This window comes from Bacillus cereus group sp. TH152-1LC, assembly GCF_027710505.1.
GTDB lineage: Bacteria > Bacillota > Bacilli > Bacillales > Bacillaceae_G > Bacillus_A > Bacillus_A mobilis.
In genome coordinates this window covers 108,792-125,402 of the sequence record NZ_JAQFNK010000005.1, presented here as the reverse complement: position 1 = coordinate 125,402, position 16,611 = coordinate 108,792, and the positions used below count along the sequence as shown (strand labels likewise).

Genomic DNA, 16,611 nt, shown 5'->3' with positions numbered 1-16,611 from the left:
CTCTTTATCGTATCACTTAATAACTTGTCCAAGCATTTATAACCGAGCATCATCTCAAGTTAATTTAGTCGTAATAAGTTGGCCAGCCTCATTAATCGTTACTTTCCATTTCGCTCCACTAGCAGTCTTCATGACGATACCTTTACTTGCTTCTATTTCAATATCTCCAAACATTCTTCCACCAGTTGTCGCTAACCAAGCATTCCCATTCTCCATAGAAGACCTCGCGAACATACGATTAATCCGAAAACGCTTATGGTCTTGAACGTAACCACTGAGTGTAATTCTTATTTTGTATAACTGGCTCGCCTTCATATTCGATATAATTGTATCACCTACATTTAATGGAACGTCTAATGCAACAACCCAATTTCCAGTTGCACTTAATGCATATTCAATTTTAATTTTCTTCGGGCTCTCTCCCCATCCAAAATACATGCCAAAACAATTCAACATTTGGATTGGATTTTTCGTAAAATCTAATTCAATCACAACTGGATTACTATCTGGAACATCGATATAGTTTACACTTTGTTCATCTATTAAATTAAAACAATTTGCAAGATTCCCCCCGTAAGGTAATTTCCCACTTGCTTGCTTAACAGTATACTTCTGCTGAGCATTTACTAATATATCATCTTGATTCCCTATTAAATGTGGTTTATTTAACGTAATCGGCAACTGAATCCGAAGAGATTCTTCATAGGTAGACTTACAAACATTGTATTGTCCTTTATCTACAATAGTTGTGGAAAGTACATTCGAAAAAAGGTAGTTACGATGCGAATTAGAAGAAAATTCAATGACAATCTGTTCACTACTCATCCGGTACGTATCCCAAATCATACAATCAAATGTATTATAGGCACCCGTACAACGAATGACTTTTTTCGTTTGCTGTCTACATTGTACTTGAATATCATGAAATGTATTCCCTGAACTTTCATTTGGCAAATCACTATTTCCATCTACTTCTATCCCATATTGACATCCATCAATAAATATAGATTGAAATACATTTGCGTTAATCCAGCAAGGTGTATTTATATCATCTATAAATTCTGTCTTTAAATGTATTGCAGTTTGAAAGTTTTTAATTTGAATAAAGTTAACTTGAAAGAAACTAATATAATCCCATGCTTTTTGACAATAAAAGTGTATAGCCTTTCCTTTATATGACGACGTTGCATTTATTATATTTATATTTGATATAAGAGAGTGATTAGGAACTTCTATTTGTTGCGAACCGGAAACATAAATAACTGCAGATTGAAACACTGGATTTATAACTTGAACTGTACCACCTGTTATAGCCGCATTCTGTTGCAGTTCAAACGCATTAAAATCTCCATCAATTTGTAACGTAACAGTAGGATCTAGCTCTAACCTTACATTTGATTTAATAACAATCGGCTTTACAATTTTGTACGTATTTACCCCTGTAATTCTAACCGTCGAAATTCGGTTCGCTACACAATAATTTATAGCTTGCTGAATTGCTAATGAGCTATCATTCCCTGAGTTCGGAACTGCTCCAAAACAATCAATATGAACGCTATTTTCTGGTGCACAATCTTCTTGTGATGAAATATACTCTGACAAAATAAATTCACTCCTTATATTACCTTTTTCATATAATATGTGAGTTTTCTCTTAAAAGTTTCTATAATAAAAAAAACAAACGACTTCTAAAGTCATTTGTTTAATTCATATAAATCTTTCGTTTCTTCTATCATTTTAGTTAACGAGAAATATCTCTCTGCTTTCTCTCGTGCTTTCAGTCTAATACCATTCACCTTTTCTTCATTCTCTTTTAATTCCTCAAGCGCACTTACAAATCTCGATTCGCAATATTCAGATATCAAAACACCTGATTCTCCATCTATTACCGCTTCATTTATTCCGCCGACATCTATTGAAATAATTGGTGTCCCTGTGGCCATCGCTTCAATTACCACCATCGGAAACACTTCACGAAAAGATAATAAAAGTAAGGCATCCATATTTCCTATAAATCCATGTGGTTCCGAAATATTCCCTAACATCTTTACATTTTGCTGCAATCCATACTTTTCTATTTCTTTCATAATAGACTCTCTCTCTGGTCCATCACCAGCAATATAAAACTTAAAATCATCTCTCTTTTTCAACACATTTGCAATTTTTACAAATAGTTGATGGTTTTTTTCTTTGGATAATCTAGCTAATATCCCTACATGATAAGTAGATTCGGTCTTTTTCTGCTGGAATAAGAACTTTTCAATATCTACACCGTTATAAATTGTCTTTATTTTTTCTGCAGCTACATGCATTGAAATTAAATTATTTTTTTCAAACTCACTTACTGTAATAATATTGTTCACATATTTATTCATGAAATAACGAAAAAGAATTGGCATTTTCTTTTCTAATATCGTTACATTATGTTTCGTATACACGACTTTTATCTTTTTTTTCATAAACTTTTGAAGCAAAAAGGAATATAAGACCATTCGTAAACTATTGGCATGAATAAGTTCTATCTTTCGTTCACATATTTCTCTTCTTAAGTAATAAATATTTCTCAAATGATTCCATCGACTAAGCAACATGAAATTTTCTTTTCTAGTAAGAGATTCATATAGTTCTCCATCACCAGCAGCTGTATAAACTGTAAAGTTCTCATCACGCAAATTGCTTTCCAATTTACAGAAATAACTTTCAGCTCCTCCAATTATCAATTTGTCTGTCATCAACAATATATTCATAATTGCGTCTTCCCAACTACATTAATTTTATTTTTTCTATAGGCATGAAAAGCATACTTACTAAAATAGTAAAAGATTTGCGCTGTATTCAGTCGTTTTTGTTCCTTTAATAATTTCCAATACCGAAAAGCCGCTCTCATTTTATTTCTCGAAACAGAATTTTCTACAATTCTATACTTCGCTAACACTTGCTGTATTCCTTTCGCCTCATGCCCTTCATGTAATAAGTTTAGCCATAGCGCTGTATCTTCCGGCTGCACATTAGGCATTTCAATATGCGGAATTTTTTCACGATCAATCATTACTGTTAAACAACCGATAATTGTATTTCCTGCCAAACGATGATAGTCAACAGATTTTGGTACATTCACTTCTCGATTTAGTCCGTTACCGTTTTCATCAATTAAACTATACGATGCATATGAAAAGGCCGCATTCATTTTTTCCATAAATAACAATTGCGTTTTCAATTTATGTGGCAACCATATATCATCGCTATCTAAAAAAGCAATATATCTTCCTCTCGCCTCTTCAATCGCTAAATTCCGAGCTTTAGCAGCACCGACATTTTCTTTTAATGATATTAGTCTAATACGCGAGTCCCCTTCTATTATTTCTTTAATTTTTGCAAGAGATTGGTCAGTTGAAGCGTCATCAACGATAATCATTTCCCAATTTTCATATGACTGATTCTGTACAGATACAATCGTCTCACCTATAAATCGTATACTATTATAAGAAGGTGTTATTACAGAAACATGAGGCGCCTTATTATGTGCTGATAGACATTTTACCATCTACCTTTCCCCTTCCTTCATATATTGAAATGTACTTCACAACCATAGCTAAAAATAAAAAAAACGCTTCGTTAATAATGAGTGACAATGACATCATCTGAAATAAAAATGCAATCATAGTCAATAAAAGATACGGTTTTTCACGAAACAGAGTATACTGCGTTAACTTGACCATTAATACGAATAAAAAAGCGCTGTATAAAAGAAAACCAATTGTACCCGATTCAGACAAAATTTCTAAAAAGGTATTGTGCACATATAATTTTTCGTTAAATTGAAACTCATAATAATTCGAAAAATTAAACGCACCGATTCCGATATATGGATTGGATAAATAATATTTAAAAGCAGCTTCCCATAATGTAAATCTTCCACTTCCATTATCGTGCGAAAAATCAGAAATTCGTTTATTCAATATGTCATCCAATTGGCCACCCATTACACTATTTGATAAACTAAAAATTACTACACCAAATAATAGTAAACTCATTATTATTTTTATTTTTTTTGCAAAACTAGATGTACATACATATACAAAAACGACGAGCACAAGTGCTAATATTCCTCCCCTTGAAAAAGTTAATAAACTTGTCGTAACACATAAAATCAATCCTAAAATGTTCGTCATATTATGTAGGTTTGTCATATAATACATAAAAAATATTGTATTGTAAAAAATAAAAATGTTAGGATCATCTAGCAAACCAATCAATCTTGGATACCCTCTATCAACTAATAGTCCAGCAAAGGTTTCTCTTTCTTCTCCACCGTACAATCCAAAGTGCTGTAAACCGACTATATACAGTATTAGGCTTACAATATTGAATATAATTCCCACATAGACAATAGATGATTCAAGTGTTGCTATTTCAACATTTCCTACTAAATTTCTCATTATAAAATAACACCCTAAAACAAGTAGCACACCAAAAATCATACGAATACTAGCATGTAAATATATAGAAAGAATTCCACTGAAACAATAGATGAAATAAAATAATAAAAATACAATTTCATGAAAATATAGCTTTTGAATATGAAAGTTTTTAACTGTTAAACAAAAATATATGACTAAAAAAATCATATATATCTTCAGCGAAAATCCAATATATATGTTGTATTTACTTAACATGACAAATAATATTAAGAGCATAATCCATTTCATCGATATTTTCATATTATTTTCCATAGGCTATATCCCCTGTTTCGTAATATAATCCTTTTTGCGTGTTTTTTTTATAAACGAAAGAAGAAGTTTTTTCAGCTCATAATCATATAGGAATATACCCACTACTACGATTAACGTATTAAGAACGAGTGCAATGAAATGATATGTATGCAATATATATTGCACTCCAATAAAAGTTACGCCAAAATAAATTGTATAAGGTATTACAATTTGAAATACAATTTTCCCCTTCACTACACTTACTGCTATATACCCAACTAAAGCTACAATTTCAAATAAAACCATAGCATAAGCCGCTCCTATCACTCCACCAATACTACTAAAGCTATAAAGCATAATCCCACCTATCACTAATGCTATACATTGCACAACCGTTCTTTTATTTTGACGTCCACTCGTTGTTAAGCCGTCAGCTATAGCAATATTTAAACTTTGCAGCACAATGAGAAATGATAATATTTGGAGTGGCTCTACTGCATTTCTCCATTCTTCCTGAAAAAATATAGAAATAAAGTATGGCGCTAAATGATATAAACCTATCGTCATACATATTCCCACAATCGCCATTGATTTTATTTGAAGTAAGTTTAATTTCGTATGCTCTTCTAAATTATTCTGATTATAATGCCTAAAGAGTACTGGATAAAATGCACCTGCAATCACCCCTGGCACTTGATATAAAGCTGCTGGCATCCGATATGCCACTGCGAAAACACCTACCATACTTAATGGCAATGTATAGTTAAGTAAGATAGGTGCTAATTGTGGCGTACTCATTATTAAAAACCCACTAATAATAAAAGGTGTCAATTGCCAAAATAACGCTTTATGAATTACGACTTTCATATTCATACTCGTCATTCTTTTCATTACATATATGCTGAATACACCACCGATCATATAACCAAATCCATATAAACGAGCAGTTATATAAACTGGTAACTCTCCGAGAATACAAAAACATGTAATGATAATGACAACTGCTGCTGATACAACTTTAATAAGCGCTATGTACTTCATACGCTCCGTTAGCTGAAAGTAGGCAATCCCTATATTTTGCCAAGTTAATCCTATTAACATGAAAAACATTACGTTTATCATCATATAAATCAAATTTCTATCCGCATACATATAATGAATAGCAATATAGCCGATTATAGAAATAAAAATAAGTAAAATCATCCTTACTTTTATATACGATGATAAAATCGTCTCTAAGTCTACTCCATCTTTTGCGCCTTCTCGAAGAAACGTATTTGTAAGTCCTAAATCTGTAAAAAATAACATAACAAACGTCACTGCTATGGCAACACTAAACATCCCATAATTTTGTGCATTTAAAAAATTTGCTAAAGCAATTAAACTCACAGCCTGAAGAAGATTAGCTAAAATCGTGCTATAAAATAGATGGATAATATTATTAACAATAGATCTTCCCATACCTGCTCTCCTTTGCAAGCAACCTACTTACATATATTTATCTTGCACCATTACCGTTCAATACTATTAAAACGGTTTTACATAAAATCCGAATGTCCATCTTAATCGTTTTCATTTCAATATACTCCATATCCAATTTCAACTTTTCTTTCGGATCAAGATTATATCCTCCATTTATTTGTGCCCATCCTGTTAACCCTGGCTTCACTATTAAACGATCCTTGAATTCTGGAATATACGTATCAAATTGTTTATAAAAATACTCTCTCTCTGGTCTTGGTCCGACAAAAGACATATCACCTTTTAAAATATTTAAAAGTTGCGGTAACTCATCAATTCTCGTTTTCCTTATAAACGATCCAACTTTAGTAATCCTTGGATCATTTTCATTTGCCCATTGTGGTCCATTTATTTCAGCATCTTTTACCATCGACCTTAATTTAAATACATTAAATTTCCTTCCATTAATCCCTAAACGTTCTTGAAAATAAATTGGAGCTCCTGCTGTTTCTAAAGCAATCATAATACAAAAGAACAACATAATTGGTAGCGTTACTAGTAACAATATGAGTGAAAATATAATATCAAACAAGCGCTTTATACTTCGATTCAGAATACTGGTCTTTTCTTGAGACGGAATCGTATACAACTTGGCTTGGTTTGTTTCACGAATCATAGATCGTTACCCCCACATTCAAGAATATAAAACTATACCTATTAATTCACATTCTTTCCTCTTTATATTTGCTATCACTTTTTGCACCGTACGTAGGGAATCTTTTCTCTTTTTGACTGCTAAGACCACTCCATCGCATTTCCCTGCAATCATGTGCGTAGCAGGAAGCTCAAATACTTCAGAGGAATACAAGAAAATATAATCAAAATCTTCTTTCCACTTCGCAATTACATGATCAAATTCATCCGTAGCAACTAAAGGTGTACCGGTGTGTACTGTTTTTTTGGCAGGAATACAATATAAGTATTTAGATAAATTACTAGAAAAAGTTGCATAACTACAGGAGGGATCGCTTATTATATCATTCACTGTTTTCGTATGGTTGCTTTCTAATAATAGATGTAGCTTAGGATCGGAAAAATTCACATCGATAAGTAACACCTTTTTTTTCATTTCTGCAAACACTAACCCTATATTGACTATAAGTGAGGCAACAACGCCCCTATCCTTCGTTGAACTAACCGTGAACACTTGTTTTCCCGATTTTTTCAACTCGTGATACACCGTATAAAACTGCTCTTTCATTAGTACATCATGCGGATCAAATGAAAGTTGTTTCTTTGTCTTAAACATCGACATGTTCACCTCGATATACAGATGATTTCGTATCAATTTCTGTAGATTTCTTTTTTCTTTTCGGTTCCATATTTATGTGACCAATAACAGATACTGTTGTTATTTTCTCTAAATCTTGTTCCACGTATATACGCTCATCAAAATAATCTCGAAATACAGCTAAACCTATTCCAACAAAAAAACTAACAATTAAAGAGATAGGGATAATAAGTTGCAATTTCGGAAACAACTTTTCAGCTTTTTCCTGTAACTCAGGGTCAGTTAATATTTTTATCCCCTGTACATTCGTATACTGTTGAAAGCTTTTTTGAGATTGTTCTGCCAATGACTTTACAATTTCTTTGACGATTGTAGGATCTGAATCTTTTACTGTAACAGTAACGATTTGAGAGTTGTCCATATTCACCACTGAAATTTTTTGTGCTAATTCATAAATTGATTGCTCTAATTGTAAATTTTTTTTAACCGTTGAGATAATGAGTGGACTTTTTAATATATCAACATACGACGTTACAAGTTGCTTATTTTCCTGTGTTTTATTCACTGCATTTTCCTTATTAAACCCATCTAAATTCCCAACGAGAATTTGCGTTGAATATTGATACGAAGGCTTTAATACATACATAGAAATAAGAATTAAAGAAACTGTTACACAACACACCGTCAAAATAATTGTTACTACTCTTCTTTTCAATAGCTGCTGAAAATCCTTCATACTAATTTCTTGCTTCAATTATTTCACCGCCTTTGTTTGAATGACATCCTGCAACTCACTTTCTACAGATAGTCTTTTCTTTTCTAAATTCGATTGCTTTGTTATATACTTTCCGATCCTGAATGCAAATTTTTCTACAAACAAATAAGAAATTATTGCTAGTATAAACGAAAGAATGAGCGATAACATTAAAACAATGGGTAACGGAAATATTTCATGAAGCATATACACTAGGGAAAATAAAGATATGATGTGGTATAAATAAAGACTGTAAGAAATCTTCCCTAAATATAACAAGTATTTATTACGTAGCAAGGATGACAAAGTTGATACTGACAAGCTTAATATGACAAATAAACATGCACTTATCGCTACTACGTAGTCTCGAAATATAAAATTATTAAGTAAATTAATTTCTCCAACAAGCCCTTCATACATATAAAGTAAAATCGCAAATAAAAACCATGCAATTTTCTCATTTTTAGTACGATTACTATAAAAAACTATTAAATTATTTTTATATTTCGCAACTAGTGCTCCTAGTAAAAACAGCACTGTGTAATGCAGAGTTAATGCATAACTAGTTAATGTTAAACTTGAGTGAAATAAAAATAAAATCACGACAGAACATATACTAAAACTAAACAATGACAATAATGAATACCTCAACGTTTTTCGTAAACAAACCATCAAAACTAACGGAAAAATTATCGATATTCGCATTTCATGAACAAGTGACCAAATTACGCCGTTATATGCATCTGTATTATATTTCCCAATCAATAAAATATGTTGTGCGATTAAGCTTAAAGAACTTTCAATCGTCCATGAGCGATTAAACCATTCACTTAAATTAGAAATACCATATTTACTCATTGTAGTCTGGCATAAAATAGCTATACTTATTGCTACGATATATGGAATATAGATTCTAGATATACGCTTCAAAAGGAATGATCCATAGCTATCGTAGTTTTTTTGAATGGACTTATACAAAACAAATCCACTCAAAACAAAAAAGATAATAACAGATTCGTTACCACTACTAAAAATTAGACGAGCAGGTGTTTCTTTTAATAGATAAATAACAAATGGTTTATTATCTTCATAACTGTAATTTTGAAATACTGAAAAAATCATTAAATGATGGCCAATCATTACTATCAATGAAGAAATTCCTCGTATAGAATCCAGTTCTTCATACCTATCCATCGTTTTACATCAACTCCTACTGAAATGATAATAATCATTTCAAAGCGACACCATTATTCATATTCCTCTCCTTTCTTTTCATTCCAATTTTTCATATTAAAATGATTTTATAGCGTAATTTTGAATGTATTGTAACATTTTTTGTAATATTATGAATAGCGAATTTTCAAAATTGATATATACCAATTACAACCTCGAAAAATGAATAATATTGACAGAAAAACACTATAAAAATATCTTGCATAGTTGCAAAATTAAAGAGAAGAATAAAGTTTTTTCAATATAAAATAAAAAAGATAGCCTTTAAAGGCTATCTTTTTTATTTTATTTAATTATTGGCACCACTATATGCTACATGTCGTTTCTCAATTCTCTCTTCAATTTCTTTCATATTTTCTTTATTATTTAATAGTGTTTGTTTATTTTCAATTAATAATTGTTTAAAAGATTTTCGCACTTTTTTTCGCATTTTCATTTCCTCCTTGGGGGATGGTTTATATAAAAGATAAAGAATTATCTGGTTGTTCTTATAATAATTGATTGTTGTGAATTCTATTTGAACTTCATATGAAAATTACGTTTATTTTCTGACAACTTTGTGAACACACAAAAATTTAATCACCCTAAAACCATTTTGAAATTGCTTCATTTTATTATAAAAGTTTCTATCGTCATCAACTTCTATCAATATTTTTGTCGAAACATTTATATACTTAAAATTTAGTTCGATATAATTTTATTTACTACGATACTGTTCGAAAAAACAAAAAGAAGGATGTTGTATAAGTCAAAGTTTGACTTATACAACATCCTTCTTTCAAAACTATTTATAGCATATTGATTAATATTTCAGGTCTTCCCCAATTCATTTCTTCACAAACGAATCTAAGTTTTTCTTCATCCATTGTGTGTAATCCTTCTTCTAGTGAACATGAAATTGGCACTTCACAGTGAATTTGTGCTAATTGTAATGAAATATTTAAGTTCTCTAAATCACTTTCAATCTTTGTACGCTGCGCTTTCGTTAATGATGCTACATTTTCTAGTACAGTTGCTACTGTTCCGTGCTCTTGAATCAGTTTATACGCTGTTTTTTCCCCGATACCTTTTACACCTGGGTAATTATCGCTCGTATCTCCCATGAATGCTTTCGCATGCACGATTTGCCAAGGCTCCACACCTTTTTCTTCCATGATCTTCTCTGGTGTATAATATTCGTAATTTCCAATTCCTTTGCGCAAGAGCATAACTGTAACGTTCTTATCAACAAGCTGAAGTAAATCCGTATCGCCTGTTAAAATATATACTTCTGCTTCATTGCAGTATTGTTTTGCAAGCGTACCGATACAATCATCCGCTTCATACCCTTTCATACCGATAACTGGAATAGACAATTTCGCAGTCATTTCTTGTACTAAATCAAATTGCGGAATTAATTCTTCAGGCGGCGCTGCACGATTCGCTTTATAATTTGAGAACGATTCTGTTCTAAATGTCGTACTACCCATATCCCAGCATGTTACGATATGTGTCGGTTCAATTGCTTGCATAGCTGTTAATAAATGTTTCATATAACCATGAATCCCGTTTGTAGGGGTACCATCTTGTCGTTTCATAAATTGTCCGTAGACGCTTGTTGCGTAAAAAGCACGAAATAATAGTGCCATACCATCAACTAATAATACTTTTTTCATAATCCCTCTCCTACTACAAAAAATAATAACCTCACGTCATCACGTAAGGTTATATAAATAGATTACCATTCTACGTTTTTTCAACTTTGTCTATTATACATTGTTTTTGTATATTTAGCATCATTTACACATTAAGACATTCTACTACAACAAGTATGAAGAATTCCTGAATACGTATTTTTCCCAGTCGAAACAACTACAGCCTTTGCATTTCCGCCAACAATATACGTCCCTTTGAAACATACATTTTCAAGTTCAAGTGGATTATAATCTTTCATTCGTTTTAAAGGAATAAACCTTTTGCGCTCAAGGTGATAGCAGCTTTCAAATTTCTCAATATTTGTATCTTTTCCTGTTAGCACAGATTCATTTACTAATAAATCATTCGCGTAAATGATACGTACATCCGCTGGTACTATATCACCTTCTGAAAGAAAAATCATGTCACCAGGAACAAGCTCTTGTACTGGCAAATTCATCATTTTTAATTCACCGTTTAACCCTGTTACACTAGAACACTCTACTCGAGACACAGTAATTTTCTCACATTGTGATCCATCACGCACATGTTGTTTTGAAAAACCTGGAATCATTCCACTTAGCTTCATCATTACTTCCGCAATACGCGCTCTTTTTGAAGTTAATTCATTTCGGCCGTATACTTGAATACGTTTTTGTGCCTCTTTCATAGATAATCCATCTCTTGTTGTTTTAAAATATGCAAATACAGATTTTACATCTCTCGTTGCGATTTCAATTAATAAATCTTTATTTTTTTGAAGCATTGTTTGTTCTTTCATTGATTTTTTACTTAATTTATATGACGTGTTACCCACAGTTTTGTTTGCATATAACATATTATCGTCTCCTCCTGTACAACATAGGAAGAAACGCTTTGTTTCTCAATTTATCCACTTTACCGTAACAGTGTCTAGCGCTTAAACATGCATATAAACGCTACATTATGATAAATATAGAGGGAGGAACAAGTCGTTTCCTGCCTACATCATATATTTTTGATTTGAAGTATATGGGTAACGGAACCGAGTCAGAATTTGACATGCTCCTCACCTCCTCGTTTAATTTTATAGTTTATTCTATGAAGTTACTCATAGCTTTGTAACAAAAAGACCCTTACTCCGAAAAGAGTAAAGGTCATGACATACACAAATAAACGATTCCTAATACAATTAGAAATCTACGGACCTCTCCCTCGCCGAGTTTTAGCACTGTATAGCATAGGTACATTACCAGCTACGTTAAGAAAAACCTTAATTCGATCATTCCTGTTGACCCATTGGCGTCTCTCGACATTTTTGGGCAGTAGCATTTCTCTATACAGGAGCCTCACCTAACAGAGACTTATTTTTATTACATAGAAAATGTTACTCTTATTTAAAATAGATGTCAACAGTAGCCTACAATTTTTTCAAAAGGTATGGCGAACTAACGTGTATAAAATAAAAAACTTCACGTTGTGACGTAAAGTTTTTAATAAGTTATACAACCAGCAATTACAATCCCAATGGAAAGCGATAAAAACATAAGAAAAAGACCGACTGCTTGATTATCTTCTTCGAGACTTTTGTTTATATTAAAGCGTGGTGTAAGCCACTCAGCTAAATAATAAACGATAATTTGAGCCAAAATACCAACTGCTCCCCACGAAACCATATCAAGAAGTGAAATAGAATTAGCTGCTGTCGAATATAAAACAATAGCTAACCCAAGTAATCGCCCTCCAAGTACATAGCTTACCGCCTTATTTCCTTGAGCCATTAACTTAAATTCTTTTACTTTCGTTGTCACTTCCATCAGGAAAAGACCAATGCATAAAAGTCCAAGTGTTACTGCTAAATATAATAAAAAATTAATCATATACTTTCCTCCTTTTTATCCCTACTGGTAAATAGTACGATTCATTCCCCGTAATTTTTTCCCCAGCGCGAATGCCGATACTACTCGCTTTTCCAGCAATTAAAAACGAACCAAACACATACGACAGTTTTTCCGTCCCTTTCTCTGTTTCCAAGGATACGACTGGAAGTTCTGTATACTTTTGAAATATTGGCAGTGACGCTTTATACGTTTGGTGTACATTTTGAATCATAATATTTTCGTCCTTATCGCGAACGGTAATTGTGTCCCCTTCTCTACCAAATGAAGGTTTTTGAACGAAAGAACTTTTTCCTAAAAATAAATCTGGTTCTAAATATGTAGGTAACATATATTCTTTAATCCACTGTTGTTCCTCATTTGTATAAAAAGCATCTTCTTCTGCTAGCCCCCAAATGAGACACTGAATTGATTTTGGCTGAAGTAAAAATGCCGATATAGGATTAACAATAAAAAGCTTCCCTTCTTTTACAAGTTGCAACAGTTCCACACCTACCAAATCTCCTGTTTCAGGATCTTGGTCCTCAATTAAATCTTCTATTGGATATGTTTGGCGATACAAAACATCAATCGGTACTCCATCGCTATCGACTAAAGCATCTTTTGTAATTCTAAGTTCTGTCATTGGCACTACTTTATTTTCAACATGGCATAACTGACTCAAATACATAGTCGTATTCCAATCCTCAATATGTTCATGATGTGCTGTAAAAACAACATTTGGGTTGTCTATTCCCTTTATCGCTTCCATAACAGCTTTTGTAACACCAGAAGATAGTAATCGTTCTCGCCCCAAGTTCGGATCATCATAGCCTTGCTTTTCACAAACTTTTCCATTCATTCGAAAGCATTCCATAATAAAAGTTGGTGTATCACTATTAAACTCAAGCATTTTAATTCGGTTATCACCTGTTAAAACGAAATCAAAACGCGAAATAACAGATTCAGGATATAATCCTTTCATTCTAATGAAGGATAAGCTCGCAGGAGGAAATCCAAGTTCAAGAAGCTGTTCGTCACTTAAATGACGTAAAAGTCTAGCAGTCTTGAAAAATATTTTCCCCATTCGTTCAGTTGCTACTTGTAATTGTTTCCTAGTCTCATTTGTTATCGAGAAAACATGAAATAAACTATACTCACATTCATATAAATCCGACCAGAAATCCGGATATATCGAATAAAACTCTTTTCGATCCCTTATGTATTGCGACATATGTTAGCCCCCAAATCCTCCCTTTGAACCGCTTCCAATTCCCCCTTTAAATTCCGCAGACGATTGATACGATTTAAACGCCGATGAATTTTTAAAAGTGGATTTATTTTGATAGTATCGCCCACCATAGAAATAATGTCCACGATAACCTGAACTACTATCATCACACTGCCATACCCCAAGTTCATCATCCCAATCCCAATCTGAACAACTATTATCATTCGGTTTTGGGGGAAGATCTTGTGCGCAGCCAAATAAGGTGCCAGTCATTAAAGACGTTACAACACCACTTACTAGCCATTTCGTTTTTTTCACCTTCGCACTCCCCTTTTTAAATTCTATTCCTATTATATAGGATGGCATGATAAAGTAGAAGAAAAAGGAAAAAGAGGGATAAAATGCGCTTAGAATATCGACTTAATGATGAAACGAAAGGGTATCCTGCTTTATGGAACTACGCAAATATTTCTAATCCTGAAATCATCGCACGCATGACTTGTGAATACTTTATAAAAGATAAAAATACATATGTTGTTACTGCAACTTCAGTAGATCCAGACGGCACAGCAGTTATATATATTCAACAAGAAACCTTTTCTAACGATCCTTCAGATCCTACTTACTTCCACATCGGTTTTGAAATTAGAGAGCTAAAGGATACGAGTTCAAACTTGATTGAAAGTAAAGATGTATGGAACTATGAAGAAATTTTGCCATCTCTTCATTCAGATATTATATATATTAAGCGCGACGGCACGCATATGGAGTTCACTTTAGATTCAAGAGAGATTGATGAAGACAGAAAGTGCTATATTTATTATGGAAACTTCACAGGTGAATCGAGATAAAGTGAAACTTTAATCAGTGGGGGTTTTCTTCATCCCCCACTGATTATTACCCCTCACCAATCGGACTTTTATGGGCAGCCCGCCCCCCCACCTAACTTCTTTGCTTTCGCTAAATTTTGAGGTGAGGGTCTTACTGCCCATTAAAGCGAGATAACATGGATATATTTATGCAACAAAAAAACCTTACGTATAAAACGCAAGGTTTTTATTTAGCCCCACATATGCCGTTCTCTCTAGATGTCCATAAACCTGCTCTCACAGGTGGATGCTCTCACAAATGTTTGTAACGTCCTTCTTAAAAAGATGGCATGTTAGCTACATTTAAATATTGAACTTCCATATTAAACTTATTGGTTTAAGACATACATAAGCTACGTACACCGTAGGAATTTTATATAATGTTAGTTGAAATAAGACCCCCGCACGTGCCGCTCCTCGTAAATGTCCAAAAACCCGCTACTCGCAGGTGGATGCCCTCACAGTTACCGTACATCTTCCTCCACAAGGAAGGCTTGATGATGGTCGCTAAATATTGAGCTTCCGTATAACTAACATCGGTTTTAGACATAAATAAGTTACGTACACCGCAGGATGTATTATTTACTTGTCGTTATATTATCACATTGTTTCCAATGTGTAAAATACAAAGTTTTTCGAGCAATTTCTTGCTTGTGACCTTATTTTAATACAAATTATTTTTGCATGCAAGTGATTAATCTTCTTCTTTTGCAATTTGATTTTCTGGATAAGAAATCCAATCACTCCAGCTACCTGCATACAATTTAACATTCTGGAATCCAGCTAATTTCAATGCAAGAATATTTGGACATGCTGTAACGCCAGAACCACAATATACAATTGTTTCCTTATCTTTCGAAAGATTTTGGAATCGTTCTTGTTGCCCAGCTTCATTCTTAAATTGTCCTGATTGGACAATTCCATCCTTCCAAAAATAATTTACTGCTGTCGGAATATGCCCTGCTTTTGGATCAACTAATTCCTCTACACCTGCATATCGTTTTGGCTCTCTAGAATCAATTAACGTAACATCTGCACCTGCATGAATATTCTCTCTGACCGTTTCCATCGTTACAACCATATGAGCTTGTACATTTGCTTTGAATGTTTTTCGTATAGCAACAGGAATTTCCGTTGTTATCGGTAGTCCATTCTCTTTCCAAGCTGGAAATCCGCCATCTAATATATATACTTTCTCATGTCCTACATAGTTTAATAACCACCAGAGACGAGAAGCATTTGCACCCGCTTGACTGTCATATGCAATTACTGTCGTATGTTCGTCAATACCAGCTTGCGAAAGCTTGTCTGCAAATTCCTCAATATTCGGCAATGGATGGCGACCACCATGTTCTGTTACAGGACTAGATAAATCTAAATTTAAATCAAAATATAACGCATGAGGAATATGTTCTTCCTCATACTTTTCTCTACCCCAATTAGGATTCGCTAAATCAAAACGACAATCGATTATACGGACATTCTCATCTTCTATATGCTCTCGTAACCATTCGACTGTAACTATCATCT

The 16,611-nt window shown here is 33.1% G+C and carries 17 protein-coding genes, 2 other RNA genes and 1 riboswitch; of the genes, 1 reads left to right on the top strand and 18 read right to left on the bottom strand.

Annotated features, from left to right (window positions below):
• Positions 1-54: 54 nt before the first annotated feature.
• The 15 genes from PDL00_RS14985 to PDL00_RS14915 form a co-directional block, all read right to left on the bottom strand.
• Positions 55-1,602 carry a hypothetical protein gene (locus tag PDL00_RS14985; RefSeq protein WP_242250774.1) on the bottom strand — a complete coding sequence of 516 codons (1,548 nt, stop codon included), beginning with the start codon at positions 1,600-1,602 and terminating at the stop codon, positions 55-57.
• 92 nt (positions 1,603-1,694) lie between these two features.
• Positions 1,695-2,747: a glycosyltransferase family 4 protein gene (locus PDL00_RS14980; protein WP_242250773.1), complete on the bottom strand. Its 1,053-nt coding sequence runs from the start codon at positions 2,745-2,747 to the stop codon at positions 1,695-1,697.
• Complete coding sequence (locus PDL00_RS14975; protein ID WP_270729806.1) at positions 2,744-3,544, bottom strand: glycosyltransferase family 2 protein; 801 nt, start codon at positions 3,542-3,544, stop codon at positions 2,744-2,746. The genes PDL00_RS14980 and PDL00_RS14975 overlap by 4 nt, the downstream gene beginning before the upstream one ends.
• A complete protein-coding gene (locus PDL00_RS14970) occupies positions 3,519-4,733 on the bottom strand; it encodes an O-antigen ligase family protein (protein ID WP_242250771.1) in 1,215 nt (404 codons plus the stop codon). The genes PDL00_RS14975 and PDL00_RS14970 overlap by 26 nt, the downstream gene beginning before the upstream one ends.
• Before the next feature lie 3 nt (positions 4,734-4,736).
• Entirely contained in the window at positions 4,737-6,173 is a 1,437-nt protein-coding gene (locus PDL00_RS14965; RefSeq protein ID WP_242250770.1) for an oligosaccharide flippase family protein, read from the bottom strand.
• 37 nt (positions 6,174-6,210) lie between these two features.
• On the bottom strand, positions 6,211-6,849 hold the full coding sequence (locus PDL00_RS14960; protein WP_242250769.1) for a sugar transferase: 639 nt from the start codon (positions 6,847-6,849) through the stop codon (positions 6,211-6,213).
• An 18-nt stretch (positions 6,850-6,867) separates the two neighbouring features.
• Entirely contained in the window at positions 6,868-7,488 is a 621-nt protein-coding gene (locus PDL00_RS14955) for a CpsD/CapB family tyrosine-protein kinase (RefSeq protein ID WP_270729801.1), read from the bottom strand.
• Positions 7,475-8,218: a YveK family protein gene (locus PDL00_RS14950; protein ID WP_270729799.1), complete on the bottom strand. Its 744-nt coding sequence runs from the start codon at positions 8,216-8,218 to the stop codon at positions 7,475-7,477. Before PDL00_RS14950 ends, PDL00_RS14955 begins: the two co-directional genes overlap by 14 nt.
• The gene (locus PDL00_RS14945) at positions 8,219-9,412 is read right to left on the bottom strand and encodes an acyltransferase family protein (RefSeq protein WP_270729798.1); all 1,194 of its coding nucleotides are present in this window, start codon (positions 9,410-9,412) and stop codon (positions 8,219-8,221) included.
• A 328-nt stretch (positions 9,413-9,740) separates the two neighbouring features.
• Positions 9,741-9,881 carry an FbpB family small basic protein gene (locus tag PDL00_RS14940; protein WP_001228053.1) on the bottom strand — a complete coding sequence of 47 codons (141 nt, stop codon included), beginning with the start codon at positions 9,879-9,881 and terminating at the stop codon, positions 9,741-9,743.
• A 358-nt stretch (positions 9,882-10,239) separates the two neighbouring features.
• Entirely contained in the window at positions 10,240-11,106 is an 867-nt protein-coding gene (locus tag PDL00_RS14935; protein WP_048527107.1) for a 5'-3' exonuclease, read from the bottom strand.
• A 131-nt stretch (positions 11,107-11,237) separates the two neighbouring features.
• Positions 11,238-11,963, bottom strand: a complete 726-nt coding sequence (locus PDL00_RS14930; protein WP_063263214.1) for a P-type ATPase — start codon at positions 11,961-11,963, stop codon at positions 11,238-11,240.
• Positions 11,964-12,306: 343 nt separating this feature from the next.
• Positions 12,307-12,472: riboswitch (M-box (ykoK) riboswitch) on the bottom strand.
• A gap of 125 nt (positions 12,473-12,597) precedes the next feature.
• The gene (locus PDL00_RS14925; protein ID WP_000606861.1) at positions 12,598-12,984 is read right to left on the bottom strand and encodes a DUF350 domain-containing protein; all 387 of its coding nucleotides are present in this window, start codon (positions 12,982-12,984) and stop codon (positions 12,598-12,600) included.
• A complete protein-coding gene (locus PDL00_RS14920) occupies positions 12,977-14,215 on the bottom strand; it encodes a glutathionylspermidine synthase family protein (RefSeq protein ID WP_270729795.1) in 1,239 nt (412 codons plus the stop codon). Before PDL00_RS14920 ends, PDL00_RS14925 begins: the two co-directional genes overlap by 8 nt.
• A gap of 3 nt (positions 14,216-14,218) precedes the next feature.
• Positions 14,219-14,530 (bottom strand): hypothetical protein, encoded by a 312-nt coding sequence (locus tag PDL00_RS14915; protein ID WP_270729793.1) that lies wholly within the window; start codon positions 14,528-14,530, stop codon positions 14,219-14,221.
• A gap of 83 nt (positions 14,531-14,613) precedes the next feature.
• On the opposite strand from PDL00_RS14915, the gene PDL00_RS14910 reads away from it, so the two are divergent.
• Positions 14,614-15,063, top strand: a complete 450-nt coding sequence (locus PDL00_RS14910; protein ID WP_242250765.1) for a hypothetical protein — start codon at positions 14,614-14,616, stop codon at positions 15,061-15,063.
• A gap of 208 nt (positions 15,064-15,271) precedes the next feature.
• On the opposite strand, the gene ssrS (PDL00_RS14905) is transcribed toward PDL00_RS14910, so the two are convergent.
• The 3 genes from ssrS (PDL00_RS14905) to PDL00_RS14895 form a co-directional block, all read right to left on the bottom strand.
• A non-coding RNA gene (gene ssrS, locus PDL00_RS14905) (6S RNA) lies at positions 15,272-15,455 on the bottom strand.
• 21 nt (positions 15,456-15,476) lie between these two features.
• Positions 15,477-15,659, bottom strand: a non-coding RNA gene (gene ssrS / locus PDL00_RS14900) — 6S RNA.
• A 116-nt stretch (positions 15,660-15,775) separates the two neighbouring features.
• A complete protein-coding gene (locus PDL00_RS14895) occupies positions 15,776-16,609 on the bottom strand; it encodes a sulfurtransferase (RefSeq protein WP_242250764.1) in 834 nt (277 codons plus the stop codon).
• Between the last annotated feature and the right edge of the window lie 2 nt (positions 16,610-16,611).

What these genes read in the sequence shown, in the direction of transcription:
- PDL00_RS14935 (WP_048527107.1), bottom strand. Translation starts at nt 11,106, where the DNA reads ATGAAAAAAGTATTATTAGTTGATGGTATGGCACTATTATTTCGTGCT.
- PDL00_RS14960 (WP_242250769.1), bottom strand. Translation starts at nt 6,849, where the DNA reads ATGATTCGTGAAACAAACCAAGCCAAGTTGTATACGATTCCGTCTCAA.
- PDL00_RS14975 (WP_270729806.1), bottom strand. Translation starts at nt 3,544, where the DNA reads ATGGTAAAATGTCTATCAGCACATAATAAGGCGCCTCATGTTTCTGTA.
- PDL00_RS14920 (WP_270729795.1), bottom strand. Translation starts at nt 14,215, where the DNA reads ATGTCGCAATACATAAGGGATCGAAAAGAGTTTTATTCGATATATCCG.
- PDL00_RS14980 (WP_242250773.1), bottom strand. Translation starts at nt 2,747, where the DNA reads ATGAATATATTGTTGATGACAGACAAATTGATAATTGGAGGAGCTGAA.
- PDL00_RS14910 (WP_242250765.1), top strand. Translation starts at nt 14,614, where the DNA reads ATGCGCTTAGAATATCGACTTAATGATGAAACGAAAGGGTATCCTGCT.
- PDL00_RS14965 (WP_242250770.1), bottom strand. Translation starts at nt 6,173, where the DNA reads ATGGGAAGATCTATTGTTAATAATATTATCCATCTATTTTATAGCACG.
- PDL00_RS14970 (WP_242250771.1), bottom strand. Translation starts at nt 4,733, where the DNA reads ATGGAAAATAATATGAAAATATCGATGAAATGGATTATGCTCTTAATA.
- PDL00_RS14925 (WP_000606861.1), bottom strand. Translation starts at nt 12,984, where the DNA reads ATGATTAATTTTTTATTATATTTAGCAGTAACACTTGGACTTTTATGC.
- PDL00_RS14955 (WP_270729801.1), bottom strand. Translation starts at nt 7,488, where the DNA reads ATGTCGATGTTTAAGACAAAGAAACAACTTTCATTTGATCCGCATGAT.
- PDL00_RS14895 (WP_242250764.1), bottom strand. Translation starts at nt 16,609, where the DNA reads ATGATAGTTACAGTCGAATGGTTACGAGAGCATATAGAAGATGAGAAT.
- PDL00_RS14930 (WP_063263214.1), bottom strand. Translation starts at nt 11,963, where the DNA reads ATGTTATATGCAAACAAAACTGTGGGTAACACGTCATATAAATTAAGT.
- PDL00_RS14940 (WP_001228053.1), bottom strand. Translation starts at nt 9,881, where the DNA reads ATGCGAAAAAAAGTGCGAAAATCTTTTAAACAATTATTAATTGAAAAT.
- PDL00_RS14945 (WP_270729798.1), bottom strand. Translation starts at nt 9,412, where the DNA reads ATGGATAGGTATGAAGAACTGGATTCTATACGAGGAATTTCTTCATTG.